Source organism: Halopseudomonas phragmitis (assembly GCF_002056295.1).
GTDB classification, from domain to species: Bacteria; Pseudomonadota; Gammaproteobacteria; order Pseudomonadales; family Pseudomonadaceae; genus Halopseudomonas; species Halopseudomonas phragmitis.
In genome coordinates, this window is record NZ_CP020100.1 from 426,426 (window position 1) to 450,796 (window position 24,371).

Genomic DNA, 24,371 nt, shown 5'->3' on the forward strand with positions numbered 1-24,371 from the left:
CAGCCAGTGGCCGCAACCCCCGCAGGCGCCCAGAACAAGGCGCCTGGCACAGGACGATCGAGCAAAAAGTGAGGCGGTTCTCATGCCCAGTAATGCCAAACAGAAGAACTCTATGTTGATCCGTGGTTTCGTACCCTACAAGGAAGAAAAGGGTGAGGAATACATGAACGAGCGGCAGCTTGCGCATTTCGCTGACATTCTCAACAACTGGAAACAGGAGTTGATGGAAGAAGTTGACCGCACCGTGCATCACATGCAGGACGAAGCCGCCAACTTCCCCGACCCGGCCGACCGCGCCAGCCAGGAAGAAGAGTTCAGCCTGGAACTGCGTGCCCGTGACCGTGAGCGCAAGCTGATCAAGAAAATCGATCAGACCCTGCAGCGCATTGAGGAAGACGACTACGGCTACTGCGATTCCTGCGGTGTTGAAATCGGTATTCGTCGCCTGGAAGCACGTCCCACCGCGACGCTGTGCATCGATTGCAAGACCCTGGCAGAAATCAAGGAAAAGCAGATCGGCGGCTAAGCCAGCCCACCGCGCCACACCGATGAGCCCACTTGCCGGCTCATCGGTAAACTTTTTCTCGCGGCTCAGTAATGCCGAACACCCCCGCTTATATCGGTCGTTTCGCCCCCACCCCCAGCGGCCAACTGCACTTTGGCTCGCTGCTGGCGGCCTTGGCCAGTTATCTGGATGCCCGCCAGGCCGGCGGCCAGTGGCTGGTGCGCATCGAGGATCTCGACCTGCCCCGCAACCTGCCCGGGGCGGCCGATCAGATTCTGCAGACCTTGGACACCTACGGCCTGCACTGGGATGCCACGGTACTCTGGCAAAGCCAGCGCACGGACTACTACCAGCAACTAATCGACCAACTGCTCGCTGCCGGCCAGGCGTTCTACTGCGACTGTTCACGGCGTGAACTGCAGGTTCATGCGGGCATCTATCCAGGCACCTGTCGCCAGCGGCAGCTATCCGCTGCTGCCGACCGGGCCATTCGTGTTCAGGTCGATGACCACCCGCTCAGTTTCATCGATCGCCTGCAGGGCCTCTTTACCCAGCGCCTGCAAACCGAGGTCGGCGACTTCATCATTCGCCGCCGCGACGGCATCATCGCCTACCAACTGGCCGTGGTCGCCGACGATATCGCCCAGCAGGTCAGCGATGTTGTGCGCGGTGCCGACCTGCTCGACTCGACCCCTCGCCAGCTCTGGCTGTACCAGTTACTAGGCGCCCGCCCGCCACGCCACCTGCATATTCCGCTAGCAATGCGCCGGGACGGTGAAAAACTCAGCAAGCGCCTTACCTCGACGCCGCTGGCCGCCGAACAGGCGCCGGCCACCCTGTTCCGTGCGCTCCAGGTGCTGGCCCAGGAGCCGCCAGCCGAACTGGCCAGGGCCGATATCAACGAACTGCTCGGCTGGGCTACCGTCCACTGGCAGCCTGAACGTCTCCCGGCCCTCCAGCAATTGCCCGACCTCAGCGAGTAATGCCCTTGGCAAGCCGGTGCCGGCTGATTACCATCATCACCTCACCCATGGCGCGCTGACCCTATGTATATTTATCGGCTGGTACTGCTGCTGGTCATTGGCATCTACCTGTTCTCACCGGCCATCATGGACTGGTGGATAGAACCCCAGGGCGCCTGGTACCGCCCCTATGTGCTGTGGCTGATCCTGATCATTGCCGGCATGTTGCTGCAGAGCCCCAAAGATGCCGACGAGCTTTGATCTCAGCCTGCTGATTCTGATCAGCGTTGTTTACCTGCTAGCCCTGTTTGGCGTCGCCTGGATTACCGAACGCGGGTTGCTGCCGCGCGGGCTGATGCGTCATCCCGCGATCTACACCCTGTCACTGGGGGTCTATGCCAGCGCCTGGGCCTTCTACGGCACAGTCGGGCTGGCCTATCAGTACGGTTACGGCTTTCTGACCTATTACCTGGGCATTTGTGGCGCCTTTCTGCTGGCACCGGTGCTGCTTAATCCGATCCTGCGCATCACCCGCACCTATCAGTTGTCATCGCTGGCTGACCTGTTCGCCTTCCGCTTTCGCAGCACCTGGGCCGGTACTCTGACGACCCTGCTGATGCTGATTGGCGTACTGCCGCTGCTGGCCCTGCAGATCCAGGCGGTGGCCGACTCTGTGCTGATACTGACCCACGATCCGGGCCAGGACTCGGTGGCCTTTGGCTTCTGCCTGTTGATTACCCTGTTCGCCATTCTGTTCGGCGCCCGCCACATCTCGGCGCGGGAAAAACATGAAGGACTGGTCTTCGCCATCGCCTTCGAGTCGCTGGTTAAGTTGATCGCCCTCGGCACGGTCGGCCTGTTCGCCCTGTATGCGGTGTTCGGTGGCCCGAGTGGGCTGGAGGAGTGGCTCAGCCATAACCAGCAGGCCCTGCGTACCCTCCATTCGCCGTTGCAGGAAGGCCCCTGGCGCACCCTGCTGCTGGTGTTCTTCGCCGCCGCCATCGTCATGCCGCACATGTACCACATGGCCTTTACCGAAAACCTCAACCCCCGCGCTCTGGGCACGGCCAGTTGGGGTCTGCCACTGTTTCTGCTGCTGATGAGCCTGGCGGTGCCGCCGATCCTGTGGGCCGGCCTGCATCTGGACGTGCCAACCAACCCGGAATACTTCACCCTGGGCCTGGGCGTGGCCGCCGGCGCCGACTGGCTGAGTCTGCTGGCATTCGTCGGTGGCCTGTCAGCCGCCAGCGGGCTGATCATCGTGGTGACCCTGGCACTGTCCGGCATGGTCCTCAACCATCTGGTGCTACCGGTCTATCAACCCAGCGCCGACAACAACATCTACCGCTGGCTACTGTGGACCCGACGCAGCCTGATCGCCGCCATCATTATGGGTAGCTACGGGTTCTACCGCCTGCTGGGCGCTGAACAGGACCTGGCCAACCTCGGCATAGCCTCGTTCGTTGCCACTGTGCAGTTTCTGCCCGGCGCCCTGTCGGTCCTGTACTGGCCACAGGCCAACCGCCGCGGCTTCATCGGAGGGCTGGTCGCCGGCATGCTGGTCTGGTCGGTCACCCTGCTACTGCCGTTGATCAGCGAGCTGTCCGGGATCCGGCTACTGGGCCTGAACCTGAGCTTCAACCCTGACACATGGCACATTGCGGCCATTACCTCACTGACCGTCAACATCGTGGTGTTCACCCTGGTCTCGCTGTTCACCCAACGTTCGGCTGAAGAGCAGAGCGCCGCCGAGGCCTGTTCGGTGGACAACGTCAGCCGCCCGCAACGTATGGAGCTGGTCGCCAGCTCACCACAGGAATTCGCTCAGCAACTGGCCAAGCCACTGGGCAACAAGACCGCCCAGCAGGAAGTAGAACAGGCTCTGCGCGACCTCAAGCTACCGTTCGATGAGCGCCGTCCCTATGCCCTGCGGCGCTTGCGCGACCGGCTCGAAGCCAACCTCTCGGGCCTGATGGGCCCGGCCGTGGCGCAGGACATCATCGAGACCTTCCTGCCATTCAAGATGGCCCGGGGCGGTTACGTGACCGAGGATATCCACTTCATCGAAAGCCGGCTGGAGGACTATCACACCCGCCTGACCGGCCTGGCCGCCGAACTCGACGCCCTGCGCCGTTACCACCGCCAGACCCTGCAGGACCTGCCGATGGGAGTCTGCTCGCTGGCCAAGGACAATGAGGTACTGATGTGGAACCGGGCCATGCAGACCCTGACCGGGATCAGCGCCGACAGCGTGGTCGGCTCCCGGCTGGAAAGCCTGCCAGCGCCTTGGAATCAGGTACTGCAGCGCTTTGTCGAGGACCAATCGGCGCATGTCCACAAACAGAAACTGGTACTCAATGGTCAGACCCAGTGGCTCAACCTGCACAAGGCTGCCATCGACGAACCGGGTAATATCGGCAACAGCGGGCTGGTGCTGCTGATCGAGGACCAGACCGAAACCCAGATGCTCGAAGACGAGCTGATGCATTCTGAACGCCTGGCTTCTATCGGTCGCCTGGCCGCCGGGGTGGCCCACGAGATCGGCAACCCGATCACCGGGATCGCCTGCCTGGCGCAGAACCTGCGTGAAGAACCGGATCTGGAGGAGGCTCGGGTCGCCGCCGAGCAGATCATCGAGCAGACCCGCCGGGTCTCGCGGATCGTCCAGTCGCTGGTCAACTTCGCCCACGTCGGCAGCCGCCACAACAACGCCAACGAAGAAGTCGATCTGGCGGCCTGTTGTAACGAGGCCATCCACCTCCTGTCACTCAACCGTAAGGGTCCCGAGGTCATTTATGTTAACCTGTGCAATCCGGAGCACAGGGTCGTCGGCGATAGCCAGCACCTGGTTCAGGTTCTGATCAATCTGCTGGGCAATGCCCGCGACGCCAGCCGGGATGGTGATCGCATCACCATTCAGACCCAACACAATGAACATCAAGTGCTGCTCATGGTGGAAGACCAGGGCAGCGGAATCGACAAGGCGATCATGGATCGCATGTTCGAGCCCTTCTTCACCACCAAGGACCCAGGGACAGGAACCGGGCTCGGATTGGCACTGGTCTACTCGATTGTCGAAGAGCATTATGGTCAGATCACGGTCGAAAGCCCGGCTGACTCGGTAACACAGCGCGGCACCCGATTCATCATCACCCTGCCGCGTTACAGTGTTTTAAGTAACGGTGTCATCACCTGAGGGGGGTTGGGTGAGCACCGCGCATGAGGTAGCTATGTCACATATTCTGGTTGTTGAAGACGAAACCATCATCCGCTCCGCCCTGCGACGGCTGCTGGAACGCCACCACTACCAGGTCAGCGAAGCCGGCTCGGTCCACGAGGCCGTGGAACGTTTTTCCCTAGACAGCTTCGATCTAATTGTCAGTGACCTGCGCCTGCCCGGCGAGCCAGGCACCGAACTGATTCGCAAAGCCCCCAATACGCCGGTGCTGATCATGACCAGTTACGCCAGCCTGCGCTCGGCGGTCGACTCCATGAAACTCGGTGCGGTCGACTATATTGCCAAGCCCTTCGACCATGACGAAATGCTCCAGGCCGTCGCCCGGATCATCGAGGACGCCAGCCAGCGCCGCAATCAGCCTGCTGCCGAGCCCGCCAGCAACGAGCCAACCAGCGAGGGCTCGGTCAAGAGTGGCAAGGAGCTGGGCATCATCGGCTCCTGTGCCGCCATGCAGACACTGTTCAAGCGCATCAGCAAGGTCGCGCCAACCGATTCCACGGTACTGATCCAGGGGGAGTCCGGAACCGGCAAGGAACTGGTGGCACGCGCCCTGCACGAAAACTCCAAGCGAGCCAAGGCGCCACTGATTTCGGTCAACTGTGCAGCGATCCCGGAAACCCTGATTGAGTCGGAGCTGTTCGGCCATGAGAAGGGTGCCTTCACCGGCGCTACCGCTGGCCGCACCGGTCTGGTCGAGGCCGCCGATGGCGGCACCCTGTTCCTCGATGAAATCGGCGAGCTGCCGCTGGAAGCTCAGGCTCGACTGCTGCGGGTGCTGCAGGAAGGCGAAATCCGCCGGGTCGGCTCGGTACAATCCAACAAGGTTGATGTGCGCCTGGTCGCCGCGACCCACCGCGACCTCAAGACCCTGGCCCGTCAGGGGCTGTTCCGCGAAGACCTGTATTACCGGCTGAATGTGATCGAGCTGCGCCTGCCGCCACTGCGTGAACGCGGCGATGACGTGATGCTGATTGCCGAAGCGCTGCTGGCCCGGGCCGCCCGTAACATGAACATGGAAGGCTTGCATTTCGGCAAAGAGGCCGCTGATGCAATCCGCCGCTATTCCTGGCCGGGTAACGTGCGCGAGCTGGAGAATGCTATCGAGCGCGCCGCCATCCTCTGCGATGATGCGGAAATTTCCACTGACCTGCTCGGCATCGAGCTGGATCTGGAGCATGAGCGTGCTTCGCAGGCGGCCAACGCACTGGAAACCATGCGCCACCCGGACAGCCCCAGTCAGGAGCCAACCGAGGACCTGTCATTGGAAGACTACTTCCAACACTTTGTCCTGGAGCACCAGGAACACATGACCGAAACCGAGCTGGCCAACAAGCTCGGCATCAGCCGCAAATGCCTGTGGGAGCGACGCCAGCGCCTGGGCATCCCACGCAAGAAAACCGCCAGCTCCTGATACTAAGGCGTTGTTCAGAGTCTCCTTAAATATCCGGTTCGCGGCCTGACTGGTCGCGAACCGACAGCACCTGCCCCACCACATCGCCCCCGAGTAACCCGACAAGTGTTACCTGTTACCCCGTTCTCCTCCCATCGAACTGTTACCCCCTACTAAAGTCCCGTAACACTTCTCCGGGGTGTTCGGTAACGAATCCCGCGCACGCCCGGTCACGCGCTCAGGCGAAAAAATACTAAATAATTGATTTATATGGAAATTCAAAAGTTGGCACGGCTTCTGCTTTATATCTGGCACAACAACAATAAAAACCAGATAACTCATAACAAAAATAATATTCGGCTCCACACACAATAAAAATAAAACGTGCGCGGCCAAGCAAACTGATTTTTTTGGAGAATGGGTACTCACCCTGCGGACAGGATGTCCGGCTGGAACCAGAGAAGAATAAAAGTTGCTCAAGCAACCCGCCAGTCCAGAGCCGAAGATAGGCCTTGAGTATTGACCTAAGCTTCCAAAGCAATCCGTTTGTTTTGAAACCCGGGATGGGTTGGCTGAATAGGCGACACTGTCGCCTCTGCCTACAAAAACAAGAATAGCTCAGAAGAAGAAGAACAAGAATCCATTAAGGGGAGCCATGGCTCCCCTTGAGCTTTCCTCTCTCAATACCGCTCATCTCATTCAAATCCCCCGTTATTCAAGCTAGAATGCCCGACTGTTGATACAGGCAGTCTGCCCGTTCGCCCAGCACAAGCGCCACGACCAACCCGTCATCATGCCTTTGGTCCGGCTGAAAGCGGCATTCCAGACCCTGCCATACTTAATTGAAACGATTCAGCCCCAGGCATGAGGGTCAGGATACGCTGGTGGACTACCCGCACCCATGATACGAAAGCTGTTGCAGAAACTACCCAACCCCTTCGGCCACCCGGTCCGGCATCGCACTACGCCCGCCGTTATCCCCGCCAGCCAGCACAACCTGCGCCGCGAGCGCATCAGCCGGCATGCGGTCAATGTGGTTGAGCGGCTGCAACAGGCTGGCTACCAGGCCTTCGTAGTCGGCGGCTGCGTGCGCGATCTGCTGCTGGATCTCGACCCCAAGGATTTCGACGTCGCTACCAGCGCCACCCCCGAGCAGGTCCGGGCCACTTTCCGCAACGCTCGCCTGATCGGCCGCCGCTTCAAGCTGGTGCATGTGCATTTCGGTCGCGAGATCATCGAAGTGGCGACCTTCCGCGCCGGCCATGATGAAGACAATGGCGACGAGCAGTCCCGCCAGAGCGACTCCGGCCGCCTTCTGCGAGACAATGTCTATGGCACCCTGGAGCAGGACGCCCAGCGGCGCGATTTCACCATCAACGCGCTGTACTACAACGTCAGCACCGGCCATATTCATGACTACGCCAATGGCCTGCATGACATTCGCAACCGCCAAGTGCGCCTGATTGGTAACCCGGTACAACGCTACCAGGAAGACCCGGTACGAATGCTGCGGGCAGTACGCTTTGCCGCCAAACTGAACTTCGACATCGAGCCGCACAGCGCCGCGCCGATTATCGAGCTGGCCGATCTGCTGCACGACATTCCCGCGGCCCGGCTGTTCGATGAGGTTCTCAAGCTGTTGATGAGCGGCCAGGGGGAAAAGACCTTTGCCTTGCTGCTCAAGTACGACCTGTTCGCCCCGCTGTTTCCAGACACCGATGAGGCTATCCAGGCCAACCCTGACTACACCCTCAAGCTGGTCCACCAGGCCCTGCGCAACACCGATCAGCGCATCGCTCAGGACCGCCCGGTAACCCCGGCCTTCCTCTACGCCGCCTTGCTCTGGCCGGCCCTGCCGCCACGGATCAAAGCCTTGGAGGCACGCGGCATCCCCAGCATTCCGGCCCACCAGCAGGCCGCTCAGGAATTGCTGGCAGAACAGTGCCGGCATACCACGGTACCGAAGCGCTTCACTATTCCGCTGCGCGAGATCTGGGACCTGCAGCCGCGCCTGGAACGACGCAGCGGCCGCCGCGCCGACCAAATGCTCGAACATCCACGCTTTCGCGCCGCCTACGACTTTCTGCTGCTGCGTGAAAGCGCTGGCGAGCAGACTGACGGCCTGGGTGACTGGTGGACTCGCTATCAGGATGCCAGCGAAGACAAGCGCCGGCAGATGGTCCGCGAGCTGGCCGACAAACCCGCAGCCAAGCGCCAGCGCAGCCGGCGCAAACGCAAGCCACGCAGTCCGCAGGCCAACCCATGAGCAGCATCTGCTACATTGGCCTGGGCAGCAATCAGGCCGACCCCATCGGCCAAGTGCTGAAAGCCTGCGAGGCATTGGGGCAGGTGCCGCGAACTCGCCTGGCTCGTCGCTCGTCGCTGTATCGCAGCGCCCCGCTCGGGCCCCAGGATCAACCCTCCTATATCAACGCCGTGGCCGAGCTCGACACCGAACTGACCCCACTGGAGCTGCTCGACCAACTGCAGCGTATCGAGCTCGATCAGGGACGTGAGCGCAAGGCTGAACGCTGGGGACCCCGGACTCTGGATCTGGATATGCTGCTGTTCGGTGAACAGGTCATCGACAGCCCTCGACTGCAAGTACCGCACTACCACATGCAGACCCGCGCCTTCGTTCTTTACCCTCTGGCCGAGCTGGCCGCCGATCTGATCCTGCCAGATGGTACCCGGCTCAGCCAGTTGCTGGACACCTGTCCAGCCGATGGACTTGAGCGTCTCGACGCCCCGGCCCAAGGATGAGCCATGCACCCGACTGCCTCGCCGTGCCTGTCATCACCCCGTCTGCAGCCCCTGAGCCGCAGCAGGGCGGCGATTGACCGGCGGACAGAGCAAGACCACTATAGTCATCAGGTTGATACCATCCTGAGCATCCAGAACACCGTTCCCCATGATGGGGCCCGGCGTCTCATGATCCTGCCCCTGCGGGGCTGAACCACTGGAATCTGCCATGCCTGAAGTAACCCTGACTACGCTCAACAAGCTCAAGCAATCTGGCGAGAAAATTGTCAGTCTGACCGCCTATGACGCCCTGTTCGCTCACCTCGAAAGCACTGCCGGGGTTGAAGTGATTCTGATCGGCGATTCGCTCGGCATGGTATTGCAAGGCCATGACAGCACTCTGCCGGTCACTGTCCAAGACATGGCCTACCACACCCGTGCGGTAAAGCGCGGTAATCAGGGCGCGCTAATCATGGCTGACCTGCCGTTCATGGCCTATGCTACGGTGGAGCAGGCACTGAACAACAGCGCCGTGCTGATGCAGGCCGGGGCCCATGTGGTCAAGCTTGAGGGCGCCGGCTGGCTGGCCGAGACCATCACCGCGCTGGTCCAGCGTGGCGTGCCGGTCTGTGCCCACATGGGCCTGACCCCGCAAACCGTCAATGTGCTTGGCGGCTACAAGGTCCAGGGCAAGGAGGAAGCCCAGGCCAAGGCTATGTTGGCTGACGCCCTGGCCCTCGAAGCCGCAGGCGCCAGCATGCTGTTGCTCGAATGTGTACCCAGTGCCCTGGCCGCGGAAATTTCACGCAGCGTGCAAATTCCGGTCATCGGTATCGGTGCCGGCTCAGGCACCGACGGCCAGGTTCTGGTGGTTCATGATATGCTCGGGCTGTCGATCAGCGGCCGGCTGCCACGCTTCGTAAAGAACTTTATGAACGGCCAGCCCGACGTGCCAGCGGCGATCCGCGCCTATGTCGAGGCGGTCAAACGCGTTGAATTCCCGGCAGCCGAGCACGAGTTCTGACACCATGAATACGCTACACAGCATCGCCCAAGTCCGCGCCGCCATCAGCCATGCCCGCAAGGATGGCAAACGTATCGGTCTGGTGCCGACCATGGGCAACCTGCATGCCGGACACATCGCCCTGGTGGAAAAAGCTCGGCAACGCACCGATTACGTGGTGGTCAGCATCTTCGTCAACCCGTTGCAGTTCGGCCCCAGCGAAGACCTGGATAGTTATCCGCGGACCCTGGCCGATGATCAGGCCAAGCTGCTGGATGCCGGTGCCCATATGGTGTTCGCCCCCAGCGTCAATGACATGTACCCCGAAGGTATGGACGGCCACACCATCGTCAATGTTCCGGTCGTCTCCGAAGGACTGTGCGGCGCCAGTCGTCCAGGCCACTTCAACGGCGTCGCTACTGTGGTCAGCAAGCTGTTCAATATTGTCCAACCTGATCTGGCGGTGTTCGGCGAGAAGGACTATCAGCAACTGGCGGTCATTCGCAAGATGACCCAGGACCTGTGCCTGCCGACCCAGATCATGGGCGAGCCGACCGTTCGCGCCGAGGACGGTCTGGCGCTGTCCTCGCGCAACGGCTACCTGAGCCCGAGCGAACGGGAGGTTGCTCCGCTACTGTTTGCCACCCTCAAACAAGTAGCGGCCAACCTGCAAAGCGGGCGCCGCGACTTTGCCCAGGTAATTGAGGAGGCGCGGATGGTACTCGAATCCAGCGGCCTGCATCCCGACTACCTAGACCTGCGTGACGCCCTGACCCTGAACCCGATCAGCGACACCACCGAAGAAGCCGTCGCTCTGGCCGCCGCCTTTCTCGGCAAGACCCGACTGATCGACAACCTGCGCTTCAAGCTGAACTGAGCCAGCCCGCCCCGCCATTCGGCGGGGCTCATCTTTGCCGTTCAATACCCCTAACCTCCCCGGACTAGACCAAAGAAGGGTTGAATTAACCGCTTCGATGGCTGAGGCTGTATAGCCTATACGGCAGTATCACGCCGATAAAAACAAGAGGGAGCCGTTCATGTACAAGATCGAGAATCACCTGGTATCCGATGCCACCCGGGCCTATGCCCATCTGGATGAAGCCGGTTACCAGGCCATGTACCGTCAGTCGCTTGAGCAGCCCGAACAGTTCTGGGCTGAGCAGGCCAAGCGCTTTCTGACCTGGGAGCAACCCTGGAGCAAAGTCCATGAAAGTGACCTCAGTCAGGGCCAGGCCGCCTGGTTCATCGACGGCAAGCTGAACGTCAGCGTCAACTGCATTGACCGCCATCTGCCCAGCCGTGGCGAGCAGACCGCGATTATCTGGGAAGGCGACGAGCCGACCGATGATGCCCGGATCAGCTACCGCGAACTGCATGAAAAGGTCTGCCGGCTGGCCAACGTGCTCAAAGCTCGCGGCGTCAAGAAAGGCGACCGGGTCTGCCTGTACATGCCAATGATTCCCGAGGCCGCCTACGCCATGCTGGCCTGCGCCCGGATTGGCGCAGTGCATTCGGTGGTGTTCGGCGGTTTCTCCCCCGACGCCCTGCGCGACCGCATCCTTGACGCCGACTGCCAGGTAGTGATCACCGCCGACGAGGGTGTGCGCGGCAGCAAAAAGGTGCCGCTCAAACAGAATGTGGAGAAGGCCCTCAAGGATTGCCCCAACGTTCACAGCGTGGTCACCGTGCAACGTACCGGCGCCGACATCCCCTGGCACGAACACCGTGACCTCTGGTACCACGACGCCATTGCCGGAGTCAGTGCCGACTGCGCGGCGGAGCCGATGGACAGTGAAGACCCGCTGTTCATCCTGTACACCTCAGGCTCGACCGGCAAGCCCAAGGGCGTGCTGCACACCACTGGCGGCTACCTGCTCGGTGCCGCCATGACCCACCACTATGTGTTCGACTATCACGAAGGCGAAACCTACTGGTGCACCGCCGACATCGGCTGGATCACCGGCCACTCCTACATCGTCTACGGGCCGCTGTGCAACGGCGCCACCACCCTGATGTTCGAAGGCGTACCAACCTATCCGGACGCCTCGCGCTGCTGGCAGGTGGTCGACAAGCACAAGGTCAACATCTTCTACACCGCACCAACAGCCATCCGCGCCCTGATGGCCAAGGGTGACGAATACGTAACCAGCGCCTCGCGCACCAGCCTGCGCCTGCTCGGCAGCGTTGGTGAGCCGATCAACCCGGAAGCCTGGGAGTGGTACTTCCATGTAGTGGGCGACTCGCGCTGCCCGATTGTCGATACCTGGTGGCAGACCGAGACCGGCGCCATCATGATCACCCCGCTGCCCGGCGCCACCAACCTCAAACCCGGCTCGGCGACCCGTCCCTTCTTCGGTGTTGAACCAGCCCTGGTCGATCCAGAAGGTAATGAACTGGAAGGCCCGGCCAGCGGCAACCTGATCATCAAGCGTTCCTGGCCGAGTCAGATCCGTACTGTCTATGGCGATCACCAGCGACTGATCGACACCTACTTCAGCGCCTACAAGGGGGTATATTTCACCGGCGATGGCGCCCGTCGTGACGAAGACGGCTATTACTGGATCACCGGCCGGGTCGATGACGTGCTCAACGTCTCCGGTCACCGGATCGGTACCGCCGAAGTCGAAAGTGCCCTGGTGCTGCACGATGCCGTAGCCGAAGCCGCCGTGGTCGGCTGCCCGCACGATATCAAGGGCCAGGCGATCTATGCCTTCGTCATGCCAATGCACGATATCGAGCCCAGTGACGCCCTGGTGGCCGAGCTCAAAGCGTTCGTCGCCGAACAGGTCGGCGCATTTGCCCGCCCCGAGTTCATCCAGTGGACCCCTGGCTTGCCCAAGACCCGCTCGGGCAAGATCATGCGCCGCATCCTGCGCAAGATCGCCTGTGACGAACTGGATACCCTGGGTGACACCTCAACCCTGGCCGATCCCAGCGTGGTCGATGAGCTGATCGCCCAGCGTCTGAACCGGGCCTGAGCTGGCTCCATCCCTTGCGGCTGCGAACCGAGTTCGCAGCCGCCGCCTCCCCCCGTGCAATCAACGTGCGCCAGTCGCACGTATTGCGCTGCGCCCGGTTGTCGATCGTGACTGACAAGTCTATCCTAGTCACCCCTGAGAACCGGTCATGAGGAGTCGTTCATGCAAGAGGTCGTCATCGTCGCCGCTACCCGTACCGCCATCGGCAGCTTCGGCGGGCAGTTCGCCAACATTCCCGCCCACGAGTTGGGCGCCACCGTCATTCGCGCCCTGCTTGAACAAACCGCCATCGACCCCGCCAGTGTCGACGAGGTGATCCTGGGCCAGGTACTAACGGCAGGCTGCGGCCAGAACCCGGCGCGCCAGGCCGCGATCCACGCCGGACTGCCGCACAGCGTGCCGGCCCTGACCCTGAACAAGGTCTGCGGCTCCGGGCTCAAGGCCCTGCACCTGGCAGCCCAGGCTATCCGTTGCGGCGATGCCGAGATCATGATCGCCGGCGGCCAGGAATCCATGAGCCTATCCCCTCACCTGCTGCCGACCTCGCGCAGCGGTCAACGCATGGGCCATGGTCAGATCATCGACAGCATGATCCATGACGGTTTGTGGGATGCCTTCAACGACTACCACATGGGGATTACCGCCGAGAACCTGGTCGACAAGTACGGCATCAGCCGGGAAGAGCAGGATGCCTTTGCTGCCGCCTCGCAACAAAAAGCCGTCGCCGCGCAGCAAGCCGGCCGCTTTGACGCCGAGATAACCCCGGTCAGCGTCCCCCAGCGCAAGGGCGAAGCCCTGCTGATCAACCAGGATGAGCAACCGCGCCCAGGCACCACAGCCGAGTCACTGGGCAAACTGCGCCCGGCGTTCAAGAAGGACGGCAGTGTCAGTGCCGGCAACGCCTCCAGCCTCAACGATGGCGCCGCCGCAGTCATGCTGATGAGCGCCAGCAAGGCCGCCGAACTGGGTCTGCCGGTACTGGCCAAGGTAGCGGCCTATGCCAATGCCGGGGTCGATCCGGCGATCATGGGCATTGGCCCGGTCTCCGCCACCCAGCGCTGCCTGAGCAAGGCCGGCTGGCAGGTACAGGATCTGGATCTGATCGAAGCCAACGAAGCTTTCGCGGCCCAGGCTCTGGCGGTTGGCAAGGAACTGCAGTGGGATGCCAGCAAGGTCAACGTCAATGGCGGCGCCATTGCCCTCGGTCACCCGATCGGAGCCTCCGGCTGCCGGGTGCTGGTCACCCTGCTGCATGAAATGCTCAAGCGCGACGCCAAAAAAGGTCTGGCGACGCTGTGCATCGGCGGTGGCCAGGGCGTGGCGCTGGCACTGCAACGCGACTGAGCCGACCACAGGGGCGGCATCATGCCGTCCCTAGCGCCTGAGCGGCGGGTAGCGCCACCAGACCGCCAGCACCAGCAGCGCAAACAGGCTGTAAATCAGGATAAAGACCCAGTCAGGGGCCTCGTAATAGAGCAGGCGCTGCAACCAGTACTGAATGAAGCTACCGGCATAAACCCGGCTGCCGGCCTGCTCACGCAGCCACATCTCCAGCGTGGTCAACGGACATACCAGCCCCAGCCAAGCCTCGGCCACCACCACCAGAATCGTGGCCAGGTGCGCCAGCCGAAACCACAGACGATTGACCCAGCGCCAGCCCCAGGCGTTACCCAGCACAATCAGCACCACCCCCAGGATCACGAACAGTACGATGGCCACATGCACGGCCAGCACCAGGTCAGCCAGCCATTGCCAATAGGCAGGCGCGTTCATCTGCTCAGATTCCCGGCAGCGGTGCGGTCCCTGCCTCCAGCTCGACCAGCCACTCATCCAGCTCGCGCCGCATCCGCAGCGCTATCGGTGATGCCAGCGCTCGCCGCACGAAAGCCTCTGAACGGGTTTTGCCCAGCCAGTAGCGGAAGGTTTCCTCGATACCCGGCCACTCAGCAGCGCCCCGCATTTCCAACTGGCAAGGCATCCCGGCCTCCAGTATCCCCGGCTCCAGCACTCGCACATAAGCCCCGCTTCGGGCAGCCCGGGCAAAAGTCTTGGCAAAGGTTGGCTCACCCGCCCGCGCCGCCAGGGTCGAGCAAGGAATCCGTGGCCCGGTCAGCTCCAGCAGTACCTCGCCAATACGCAGGCGATCACCGATACGCGGCAGCTCCCACCAATCGCTCAGAGTCAGGTTCTCACCGAAGAAGCCCGGCATCAGCTCGCGCTCAAGCTGGCCTGACCACCAGTCGATGTCAGCCTGGCTGTACAGGTACAGCGCCTGATCCGGCCCACCGTGGTGCTTGCCATCAGCGATGAAGTCGCCCACCAGCCCATCCGGGCCAACCGGCACGGGAGCACTCACAGGCCGTTTGAAATGCCCGGTGCGGGCCCGGCGCTTACCAATATCCAGCCATTCGGGCTGCGCTCGGTTGATCGCAATCAGATCAATATCCTGAGTCATGACTCCCTCACAGTATGCATTGCCACTCCAACGACCAGTCTGCCACGAAACCTCAGGCGCGTCCTTCAAGCGATCCCAACGATGGCCGGTCTACTCCTCAACGCACGGATAACGCCCCAGCACCCGATAGCTGGCGCCCTGCTCGCTCAGGTCACTGAGAAACAGACTGACGTGCTCGACCCGAAAACACGGACCTCGCAGGTCTTTGTGGCGCTGCACGTAGTCCTCAGGCCCTGGTTGCGGCCCATGCAGCCGAGCCAGGGTGATATGCGGCTTGTAGCCCTGTCGGTCGGGGCCAATTCCGGCCTCGGCCAGCAGGTGATCGAGCTGCTGCTTGAGCCGGCGCAGAGGTGCTTGCGGACTGACTCCGGCCCACAAGGCCAGGGGCCGGCGCGGAGGCCCGAACCAGCCCATCCCTTTTACCGTCAGGGTAAAGTCCCTAAAACGCAGGCTGGTCAGTGCCGCTATCACCTGCTCGACCTGCCCGGCGGCAACTTCGCCGACAAACCTCAGAGTCAGATGCAACTGCTCGGCTGACTGCCAACGTGCGCCCGGCATCGGCTCGGCAAGCTGCAGCAAGGCTTGTTTAACGGGCTCTGGCAACTCCAGGGCAATAAACAAACGCGGCATGCGCGGCCCTCCTTAACATTGGACTACCACAACCCGCCAGCCTGACCTAGGCTGGGTAGAGTGCCGGTTCTGCCCGACACCCCTTTCCCTACTTCATGGAGGTCAGTATGGCCAAGATTCTGGTGCTGTATTACTCAATGTACGGACATATCGAAACCATGGCCAATGCCGTGGCTGATGGGGCTCGCCAGGTGCCTGGAGCCGAGGTCAGCGTCAAGCGGGTGGCCGAAACCATGCCCGCCGAGGCGTTCAAGAATGCCGGCGGCAAGCTGGACCAGGCCGCCGAAGTGGCCTCCCCGGCCGAGCTACCTGACTACGATGCAATCATCTTCGGTACCCCGACCCGATTCGGCAACATGAGCGGCCAGATGCGCACGTTCCTCGACCAGACTGGCGGGCTCTGGGCCAAGGGCGCGCTGCGCGGCAAGGTCGCCAGTGTATTCACCTCGACCGGCACCGGCGGTGGCCAGGAGACCACGGTGATAACTACCTGGACCACCCTGGCCCATCACGGCATGATCATCGTGCCGCTGGGCTATGGCGCCAGCGAGTTGTTCGACATTTCCACTACCCGCGGCGGCAGCCCCTATGGCGCGGCGACCATTGCCGGCGGCGACGGCTCGCGTCAGCCCTCGGACGCCGAGCTGTCCATTGCCCGACATCAGGGCGAGCTGGTGGCAGGCATCGCGGTGAGGCTGGCTGGCTGAACCTGTGCGCCCGAGGCCCCAGGACTAACGGCGCAAACGCGCCTCGGGCGCATTGAGCATGCGTACCAGCGGATTGGCCGCCTCGACCCGGTCCTGCAGCGCCAGACCGGCCAGCAGGCCAAAGGCGAATCCACCCAGATGCGCAGCGTAGGCGACATTGGTTTCGCCAACCATCATGCCGAAGATGTTCATGCCGCTCCAGATCAGAAAAAACCAGTGCGGTGCCAGTTTCTTCTGCCAAACCACGAACATGAAACTCAGGCTGGAATAGCGGAACCAGATCAGATACAGGCCAAACAGCGTGGCGATAGAACCACTGGCGCCGACCAGCAGCAGGTCACGCCCGCCCAGCCAGGAGGTCACCAGCAGCTCGGCCAATGCCGCTATCACCCCACCCAGCAGATACAGCCCCAGATAGCGCCAGGGGCCCAGCACATCCTCGATGTTGTCGCCAATGATCCAGAGAAAATACATATTGCCCAGCAGGTGCATCCAGCCGCCATGCACGAACTGGTAACTCAACAGTTGCCAAAGCATGGGGGGCTGCCCAACCAGATCGGACTGCACACCCAGTAGCAGCATCAGCACCACCTCCATCTGAGCGCTACTCTGACCCAGCAGAAACACCAGTGCGCACAACCCGATCAGGCTATAGGTTACCCAGGGTGTGCGCCGGGTCTTGATGTTGAATTCGACCGGCATCCGGGTCATGAATTCGAAAAGCCAGGAGCGCCAATTGAGCGTAGCGTTGAGCATCTGCATGGCGTCCTTGAGCTTGGGTGAATGCATAACTTGATCGACCTCGTCATGGTCGAGCCAGACGCCGTCACAGCTCGCACAGCGGTCAATCTCGACCTGATAGTCCGGTAACAGGTGGTAATGCTCCATCGGCGCCTGACAGTGCCAGCAGACCCGCTGGCTAGCCCCCAAATGCTCGCCCAGGTGGCTGACATGGCAGTGCTGATCGATATCCGGGTGGGTATCGCTGATCGCCTGGTTGAGCTGACGGTCCTCGAACCACATCCCTTCGCAGCTGCGGCACTGAAATACCCGGCCAGACTGAAATGGCACCTCATACAGGGTTCGGGTCAAACAGCAGGGGCAATGGGCTTTTCGTAGGGGCATGACAGGCATCCTTGCAAACCGCGGACGGGTATCCGCACGACATGATGCTGGCGATGATAATCGTTTGGCCGCCCAAGCCCAACACCACCACCGCCATTTCCTCGCCACCAGCCCGCTAGCGGGCCTGTGCCTGACCATCGGCAACGATCCGGTTACGCCCCTGCTGTTTGGCCTGGTACAGACGTTCATCCACCAATTCGATCAGGTCTCTGGGCTCATCAGCATGGCCGGGGATACAGCTACCAACCCCAAGGCTGATACTCAGCACCGGCCCGGCCTCGGAGCGCTGATGCGGGATCTGCTCCTTGAAAATCTGTCGGCGGCAACGCTCGGCCACGATCAACGCCGCCTCGATGTCGGTCTCCGGCAATACCAACACGAATTCTTCGCCGCCATAACGGGCCAGAAAGTCCCGGGAGCGGGTTGCTGTCAGGTCCAGAGCCTTGGCCACCCGCTTGAGGCATTCGTCGCCCTGAAGGTGCCCGTAGTGATCGTTGTACTGTTTGAAATAGTCAATATCGATCAGGATCAGCGCCAACGGACTCTGGTTACGCCGAGCCTTGAGCCACTCATCCTCCAGCACCGAGTCGAACAACCGACGGTTGCCCACCCCGGTCAGACCGTCCTTGTAGGACAACTCCTCAAGCTCGCGCTGCAGGCTGACCAGTTTGTCTTCGATCTTCTTGCGCTCACTGATGTCGAACATGAAGCCGACCAGACAATCGACCTCACCATCGGGTTTGCGTACCACATGCACCACATCACGAATCCAGACGTAACGTCCATCCTTGGTCAGCGCCCGGTAGTCGGCTTCGTGATCCACCCCGCTTTGCGACTGGCTGACGCAATAGTTGACCGTCCATTCGCGATCATCCGGATGCATCCGCTCGGCCCAGTCATTGACGCTGGCCCAACTGGAGCGCTCCCAACCAAGCAACTGCTCGATCTGCGGTCCGATGTAGGCGAACTGCATGGTGCTCCAATCGATCTTCCAGGGGATCGCCCGCGTGGATTCGAGCAGGGTCTTGTAGACCGCGCTGTCTAGCTCCATGTCTTTTTCTTGCTCGCTCATATGCGACTCCCCCAGGCGTCCTGGATTCAAGATCGCGGCTGCCTGCCTCCCTGCCCGGCACCTCCAGCCGGCTCAGCTACGCGATGGTCTCTTATTGTTCTCGATATCACTTTAGCATCATCTTTTGACGACCTAGCAGTGGCCTCTTGATGCCAGCCCTATCCTAGACCATCAATCAGGTAATACGCAGACCCACCGCCTGCGGGCACGTACTTAATCAGGGCAGTTCGTCGGAAAGTCATCCGTAGCCAGGGTCAGTTGCCGACTATAATCGTCGCCATGCGACTCGACCGTATCCTCAGCAATCAGGCCCAATACAGCCGCCAGACCAGCCGTCAACTGATCGCCTGCGGCCGAGTCACGGTCAATGGCATTGTTTGCCGCACGCCGGACCAGGAGGTTGATCGCTTCGCCGCCGTCAGCCTGGACGGCGCCCTGATCAAACCTGGCCGGCCGGCCCATTACCTGATGCTACACAAGCCAGCCGGCTACCTCAGTGCCACTTGCGACCCACAACACCCGACCGTGATGACACTGTTGCCCGAGGCCTGGCGCAATGAATTGCATATCGGCGGGCGGCTGGACCGAAGTACTACCGGCCTGCTGATTCTGACCAACGACGGCCTGTGGTCGCGGCGCCTGACCGAGCCGCGCACCAAGCTGGCCAAGGTCTATCATGTCCGTACCCGCCAGCCGATCAGCCCACAGACCGCCAACCGCTTTGCCGAAGGCATTCATTTCGCTTACGAGGGGTTGACCACCTCGCCAGCGCAACTTGAACAACTGGATGAGCACAGCGCCCGACTAACCATTTACGAAGGCCGCTACCATCAGGTAAAGCGTATGTTTCACGCCGTCGGCAATCAGGTTGAGAGCCTGCATCGTGAAAGTATGGGCAGCATTGTTCTCGATCCCCAGCTGGCCCCGGGTCAGTACCGCCCCCTGAGCCCCGAGGAAATAGCCTCGCTTGAGTGCTGAGGGCACGGCCCATCCAACTGGCTTGGCTGGTCATAAAATGAAAAACACCACAACGAACCCCGCAAGTGGCTTGCGGTCCAGATGTCCAGTACGTGACTGAAACCCACTTGCCGCCAAGGAGGCCCGCCATGCCGCAATCCGCGTATTCAGCCACCGCCACCGATGATCCCCTGAGCAGTCACCATCAACCATCGGGACTGTCTGACCAGATTGCCTTTCGGCTGACCCGTTTTCTGCGCTGGTTTGCCGATCGCTTCTTCAAAAAACGCTATGGCCACCGTGCCGTGGTGCTCGAAACCGTAGCCGGGGTACCCGGCATGGTCGGTGGCATGCTGCGCCACATGCGCAGCCTGAGGCGCATGGAGGATGACCGCGAATGGATCCACACGTTGCTCGAAGAAGCAGAGAACGAGCGCATGCATCTGATGACCTTCATTGAAATCGCCAAGCCGTCGTGGTTCGAACGGCTGATCGTGCTGCTGGCCCAGGGTATCTTCTTCACCTGTTTCCTGCTTCTGTATATCGTCTCCGCCAGAACCGCGCACCGACTGGTTGGCTACTTCGAGGAAGAGGCGGTCTACAGCTATACCGAGTATCTCGGCGAGATCGACAGTGGCCGACTGGCCAACACCCCAGCCCCGCAAATTGCTATTGATTACTGGCAACTTCCGGCCGACGCCCGACTACGTGACGTAGTACTGGCTGTGCGCGCCGACGAAGCTGGCCACCGCGACGTCAACCACTCGCTGGCCGATAGTTTCGACCAGAATTGACGCCGCAGGCGCGTCAGAACTGGACAACGGCCGCTATCTGCTAGGCTGAATAGTATCCCCTCGAACCGGACCGGCCCATGCAATGAAGGTTACGAGCTTCCATCCCGCACAGCCGCGCGTCCTGCTCTGGCTAGGTTGCCTGCTGCTGGGCGCACTGCTGACCCTGCTCTCGGCCCTGGCCAATGAACCCGCCGAACGCCGAAGCGGCCTGCTGTTGACGGTCGACGGAGCCATCGGTCCGGCGACCATGGACTATCTGCTGCGTGGCCTGCAGCAGGCAGCCGACGAAAACGCCAGCATCGTGGTAATCCAGATGGACACTCCTGGCGGTCTGATGGAGTCTATGCGCCAGATCATCAAAGACATCCTCGCCTCGCCGGTGCCAGTTGCCACCTATGTCAGCCCGCAGGGCGCCCGGGCCGCCAGCGCCGGAACCTACATTCTCTATGGCAGCCATATCGCCGCAATGGCCCCGGCCACCCACCTTGGCTCGGCAACCCCTGTGCAGATGGGCGGCCTGCCTGGGCGCGAGGAACCTGAAGAGCGTGACAGCGAGCGCCAACCGGAGACGGAGCAGGCCGAACCAGATCAGGAACGGCGCAGCGAACCACGGCGCGGCGGTAGCGCCATGGAGCGCAAGGTCCTGGAAGATGCGGTTGCCTATATCCGTGCACTGGCCGACAAGCATGGACGCAACGCTGACTGGGCCGAGCAGGCCGTGCGCGAGGCGGTCAATCTTGGGGCCAGCGAGGCGCTGGAGCTGAACGTGATCGATGTGATCGCCAGCGACGTGGACGATCTGCTAAGCCAGATCCATGGCCGCAGTGTGGCCATGGCATATGGTGAACGGGTGCTGGATACTGCCAACCTAAATCTGATCCGGGTCGACCCCAACTGGCGCACCCGTCTGCTGTCAGTCATCACCAATCCCAACGTTGCCTATCTGCTGATGATCATCGGTTTTTACGGAATCATCTTCGAACTATCCAATCCAGGCAGCCTGTACCCCGGCGTCATCGGGGTAATCTGCCTGATTCTGGCACTGTTTGCCTTCCAGGTCCTGTCGGTGAACTATGCGGGGCTGGCACTAATCCTGCTCGGCCTGACGCTGATTGTCGCCGAAGCCTTCCTACCCAGCTTCGGCATCCTCGGGATTGGCGGGATTGTTGCCTTTGTCGCTGGCTCGATCATCCTGATGGATGGCAGCCACTACGCCGTCTCACTGCCGACTATCGGTGGCATTGCCGCCATCGCCGCAGTATTCCTGATGTGGGCGGCCGTGCGTTTTATTGGCCTACGCCGCCGCCCGGCAGTCAGCGGCGCCGAACACCTGCGCCTGGAGCAGGCTATTGCTATCGACGATTTTCAACCCCGGGGCAGCCACTTCCACGGTCATGTCCAGGTAAGCGGTGAACGCTGGAAAGCCCTGGCCGCCTATCCGGTACAACAGGGACAAACCGTGCAGATCGACCGGATCGAAGGGCTGACCCTGCATCTCAAAGGCAATCCACAGGAGCACGCCGACTGAGCTCGGCCCACTTCGAGGAGGCACCATGAGTTTCGAGTTCCTACCCTATCTACCTCCGCTGATCTTCCTGCTGATCATTCTCGCCTCGGCCATTCGGATCCTGCCGGAATATCAACGCGGCGTGGTGTTCTTTCTCGGCCGCTTCCAAGGCGTCAAGGGCCCTGGGCTGGTGATCGTCATCCCGGGCCTACAGCAACTGGTGCGAGTCGATCTGCGGGTCGTGGCCCTGGACGTACCCAGCCAGGACGTGATCTCCAAGGACAATGTCACGGTCCGGGTCAATGCAGTGCTGTATTACCGGGTCATCGACCCAGAGCGGGTGATCATCAGAGTGGAGAACTACAGTGAAGCCACCAGCCAGTTGGCCCAGACCACACTGCGCTCGGTCCTGGGCAAGCATGATCTGGACGAAATGCTCTCCGAACGTGACAAGCTCAACAGCGACATCCAGGAAATCCTCGATGCCCAGACCGAAGAATGGGGCATCAAGGTCGCCAACGTCGAGATCAAGCATGTCGATCTCAACGAATCGATGATCCGCGCCATTGCCCGCCAGGCCGAAGCCGAGCGCGAACGACGAGCCAAGATCATTCATGCCGAAGGTGAACTGCAGGCCGCGGAGAAACTGGTCGAGGCTGCCAAGATCCTGGCCCAGCAACCCAGCGCCATCCAGTTGCGCTACCTGCAGACTCTGGCGGACATGAGCACCGGCAACACCTCGACCATTGTTTTCCCATTACCCATCGATTTGCTGGTAGGTTTGAGCAATCGGCAGGACACTCCCGGAGAAACCCGTTAGGGCCTGCTCTGCACGACCGAACTGCGCCTGTAAATGCGTTCCAGAAGATCGGCATCATCGAAATGCCGACGACCGACAAAGGCGGTGGCATGCCGCTGCGCCTGGCGCATCGCCCCCGGCTCGCGTACCCCTGACACCCAGAACAACCAGCGTTCGCGGCGCTCGGTTCCAGGTACCAGGCCATGGCGGCCAAACAGGCTACCCGGACCGCCCGCGCTCACAGCCAGCTGCCGCAGCTCCTGATAATCACGCAACTGATAAACCTGCCCGGTATCGGGTAGCGGGGCAAAGGTCAGATGAGTGACATAGTGACTGGCACTGGTTTGCCTCAGGCGCAGATGCAGCCCCGTCTCGGCCGGACCCGGCCCCGGAAGAATCAGCGGCGGCTCGGCATAGGTGCTACGTAGCTTCGGCTGCAGCCCCGGTAGCGGGTAGTGCTGATGGTAACAGCCGCAATTGTGCATGCTTTCAACGAGCAGCGGGGTAGCCTCGGCATCCAGGGTCAGACGCAGGGTCAGACCATCCAGGCGCCCGGCATACAGATCGAAGCCATCGCCTTCAGGACGCTCAGGAAACCACCAGACATAGTTGAGCTGTACCAAAGTCTGGCTCTGGAAACGTACGGCGCTAAGATAGGTGTAGACACTCGGCAGGCCGGTATCGACCTGCGGCAAGCCATCAGGGTTCAACCCTGGCGCACCGATCCGATCATGATCGGCAGCGCCATCCAGCTCAATGACCGGGGCAAAGCGCGCAAACAGCAGTCGCCAGTGTTCATCCGCCAACTGTGGCCAGCCCAGCGCGTCCCGCTCAGCGGCGGTAAAATACAACCGTCCCTGCTCGGCCTCAGGCTCCAAGACCGGCAGATAGCGCAATCCCGGCGGCACAATGGCCACATCCGCCTCGAACAAGGCCCGCACCCGCTGCTGCCAACGCCCGACCCCAGCGCGGATAAACCAGCGGGTCACAGGGTACAGACCAACGCCACGCTGCCACAGCCGATAATCATCCGCTATCCGCAAGGCCCGCGCCGCCTGCGGCCAGGGCCCATCATCGGCATCCAGCCGATCAGCCCGGCGCAAGCGCTCGGCGCACTGCTCGACCGCCAACACATGACCGGGTAGCCCAGCCGGTCGCTCCAGCCCGTGCAGTGACGATTCTGGCAAGGCCGCCAACTCACGCAAACGCGCCTGCTGATCAAGAGCCTGCCCGGCGTCCAGCCAGGCCCGGCGCAATTCGGGTTGATGCAGTTCCGGCTCAAAGCTGTTGAGGAAGCGATTGGCGCGCAAATAGGGATAGGCCGCAGGCGGCGGACCCAGGCCGTCATGCAGGCCAGCAGCAGCGACTCGCCGGTCCAGCTCGCGCAGATAGCCACGACATTCCGGTTCCGGCCCCGGCACCCGCAACAGCCCAGCGCAGCCGCTGAGCAGCAGCAGCGCGCTGCCAATCATCAGCCAGCACCACACTTCTCGTCTCACCTGTCCAC

General features: G+C 61.6%; 22 protein-coding genes. 16 read left to right on the forward strand and 6 right to left on the reverse strand.

All coding sequences use genetic code 11. The features are described from left to right. Positions 1 to 82 precede the first annotated feature (82 nt). The 11 genes from dksA (at position 83) to BVH74_RS01995 (ending at position 14,162) form a co-directional block, all read left to right on the forward strand. Positions 83 to 526, forward strand: a complete 444-nt coding sequence (gene dksA, locus BVH74_RS01945) for an RNA polymerase-binding protein DksA (protein ID WP_080048453.1) — start codon at positions 83 to 85, stop codon at positions 524 to 526. 71 nt (positions 527 to 597) lie between these two features. Continuing rightward, positions 598 to 1,488 (forward strand): tRNA glutamyl-Q(34) synthetase GluQRS, encoded by an 891-nt coding sequence (gluQRS, locus tag BVH74_RS01950; protein ID WP_080048454.1) that lies wholly within the window; start codon positions 598 to 600, stop codon positions 1,486 to 1,488. A gap of 63 nt (positions 1,489 to 1,551) precedes the next feature. Further along, positions 1,552 to 1,728, forward strand: a complete 177-nt coding sequence (locus BVH74_RS18745) for a hypothetical protein (protein WP_090475058.1) — start codon at positions 1,552 to 1,554, stop codon at positions 1,726 to 1,728. Then, a complete protein-coding gene (locus BVH74_RS01955; RefSeq protein WP_080048455.1) occupies positions 1,712 to 4,663 on the forward strand; it encodes a sensor histidine kinase in 2,952 nt (983 codons plus the stop codon). Before BVH74_RS18745 ends, BVH74_RS01955 begins: the two co-directional genes overlap by 17 nt. Before the next feature lie 34 nt (positions 4,664 to 4,697). Then, on the forward strand, positions 4,698 to 6,116 hold the full coding sequence (locus tag BVH74_RS01960) for a sigma-54-dependent transcriptional regulator (RefSeq protein ID WP_080048456.1): 1,419 nt from the start codon (positions 4,698 to 4,700) through the stop codon (positions 6,114 to 6,116). A gap of 880 nt (positions 6,117 to 6,996) precedes the next feature. Continuing rightward, on the forward strand, positions 6,997 to 8,361 hold the full coding sequence (locus BVH74_RS01965; RefSeq protein ID WP_080048457.1) for a polynucleotide adenylyltransferase PcnB: 1,365 nt from the start codon (positions 6,997 to 6,999) through the stop codon (positions 8,359 to 8,361). After that, a complete protein-coding gene (folK, locus tag BVH74_RS01970) occupies positions 8,358 to 8,858 on the forward strand; it encodes a 2-amino-4-hydroxy-6-hydroxymethyldihydropteridine diphosphokinase (protein ID WP_080048458.1) in 501 nt (166 codons plus the stop codon). The genes BVH74_RS01965 and folK overlap by 4 nt, the downstream gene beginning before the upstream one ends. Before the next feature lie 208 nt (positions 8,859 to 9,066). Then, positions 9,067 to 9,861, forward strand: coding sequence for a 3-methyl-2-oxobutanoate hydroxymethyltransferase (gene panB / locus BVH74_RS01980; protein WP_080048460.1), 795 nt, complete (start codon positions 9,067 to 9,069; stop codon positions 9,859 to 9,861). Between the two features lie 4 nt (positions 9,862 to 9,865). Further along, a complete protein-coding gene (panC, locus tag BVH74_RS01985; protein WP_080048461.1) occupies positions 9,866 to 10,717 on the forward strand; it encodes a pantoate--beta-alanine ligase in 852 nt (283 codons plus the stop codon). A gap of 160 nt (positions 10,718 to 10,877) precedes the next feature. Next, complete coding sequence (gene acs, locus BVH74_RS01990) at positions 10,878 to 12,818, forward strand: acetate--CoA ligase (protein ID WP_080048462.1); 1,941 nt, start codon at positions 10,878 to 10,880, stop codon at positions 12,816 to 12,818. Positions 12,819 to 12,980: 162 nt separating this feature from the next. Next, positions 12,981 to 14,162 (forward strand): acetyl-CoA C-acetyltransferase, encoded by a 1,182-nt coding sequence (locus BVH74_RS01995; RefSeq protein ID WP_080048463.1) that lies wholly within the window; start codon positions 12,981 to 12,983, stop codon positions 14,160 to 14,162. 30 nt (positions 14,163 to 14,192) lie between these two features. Here the strand turns inward: BVH74_RS01995 and BVH74_RS02000 are convergent, their stop codons facing one another. The 3 genes from BVH74_RS02000 to thpR all read right to left on the reverse strand — a co-directional run bounded on the left by BVH74_RS02000 (position 14,193) and on the right by thpR (position 15,903). Then, on the reverse strand, positions 14,193 to 14,591 hold the full coding sequence (locus tag BVH74_RS02000; RefSeq protein WP_080048464.1) for a DUF2784 domain-containing protein: 399 nt from the start codon (positions 14,589 to 14,591) through the stop codon (positions 14,193 to 14,195). A 4-nt stretch (positions 14,592 to 14,595) separates the two neighbouring features. Further along, positions 14,596 to 15,273 (reverse strand): MOSC domain-containing protein, encoded by a 678-nt coding sequence (locus BVH74_RS02005; RefSeq protein ID WP_205890227.1) that lies wholly within the window; start codon positions 15,271 to 15,273, stop codon positions 14,596 to 14,598. Between the two features lie 90 nt (positions 15,274 to 15,363). Then, positions 15,364 to 15,903, reverse strand: coding sequence for an RNA 2',3'-cyclic phosphodiesterase (gene thpR / locus BVH74_RS02010; RefSeq protein WP_080048465.1), 540 nt, complete (start codon positions 15,901 to 15,903; stop codon positions 15,364 to 15,366). A 107-nt stretch (positions 15,904 to 16,010) separates the two neighbouring features. Between thpR and wrbA the strand changes: the two genes are divergently transcribed. Continuing rightward, a complete protein-coding gene (gene wrbA / locus BVH74_RS02015) occupies positions 16,011 to 16,610 on the forward strand; it encodes an NAD(P)H:quinone oxidoreductase (protein ID WP_080048466.1) in 600 nt (199 codons plus the stop codon). A 24-nt stretch (positions 16,611 to 16,634) separates the two neighbouring features. Here the strand turns inward: wrbA and BVH74_RS02020 are convergent, their stop codons facing one another. Beyond that, the gene (locus tag BVH74_RS02020) at positions 16,635 to 17,735 is read right to left on the reverse strand and encodes a rhomboid family intramembrane serine protease (RefSeq protein WP_080048467.1); all 1,101 of its coding nucleotides are present in this window, start codon (positions 17,733 to 17,735) and stop codon (positions 16,635 to 16,637) included. A gap of 115 nt (positions 17,736 to 17,850) precedes the next feature. Further along, on the reverse strand, positions 17,851 to 18,807 hold the full coding sequence (locus tag BVH74_RS02025) for a sensor domain-containing diguanylate cyclase (protein ID WP_080048468.1): 957 nt from the start codon (positions 18,805 to 18,807) through the stop codon (positions 17,851 to 17,853). Between the two features lie 279 nt (positions 18,808 to 19,086). On the opposite strand from BVH74_RS02025, the gene BVH74_RS02030 reads away from it, so the two are divergent. The 4 genes from BVH74_RS02030 to BVH74_RS02045 all read left to right on the forward strand — a co-directional run bounded on the left by BVH74_RS02030 (position 19,087) and on the right by BVH74_RS02045 (position 22,885). After that, on the forward strand, positions 19,087 to 19,785 hold the full coding sequence (locus BVH74_RS02030) for a pseudouridine synthase (protein ID WP_080048469.1): 699 nt from the start codon (positions 19,087 to 19,089) through the stop codon (positions 19,783 to 19,785). A 128-nt stretch (positions 19,786 to 19,913) separates the two neighbouring features. Beyond that, entirely contained in the window at positions 19,914 to 20,558 is a 645-nt protein-coding gene (locus tag BVH74_RS02035; protein ID WP_080048470.1) for an alternative oxidase, read from the forward strand. Between the two features lie 82 nt (positions 20,559 to 20,640). Then, positions 20,641 to 22,086 carry an NfeD family protein gene (locus BVH74_RS02040; RefSeq protein ID WP_080048471.1) on the forward strand — a complete coding sequence of 482 codons (1,446 nt, stop codon included), beginning with the start codon at positions 20,641 to 20,643 and terminating at the stop codon, positions 22,084 to 22,086. A gap of 25 nt (positions 22,087 to 22,111) precedes the next feature. Then, positions 22,112 to 22,885, forward strand: coding sequence for a slipin family protein (locus tag BVH74_RS02045; protein WP_080048472.1), 774 nt, complete (start codon positions 22,112 to 22,114; stop codon positions 22,883 to 22,885). Here the strand turns inward: BVH74_RS02045 and BVH74_RS02050 are convergent. Further along, a complete protein-coding gene (locus BVH74_RS02050) occupies positions 22,882 to 24,336 on the reverse strand; it encodes a hypothetical protein (protein ID WP_080048473.1) in 1,455 nt (484 codons plus the stop codon). The two genes, BVH74_RS02045 and BVH74_RS02050, sit on opposite strands and share 4 nt — an antisense overlap. Between the last annotated feature and the right edge of the window lie 35 nt (positions 24,337 to 24,371).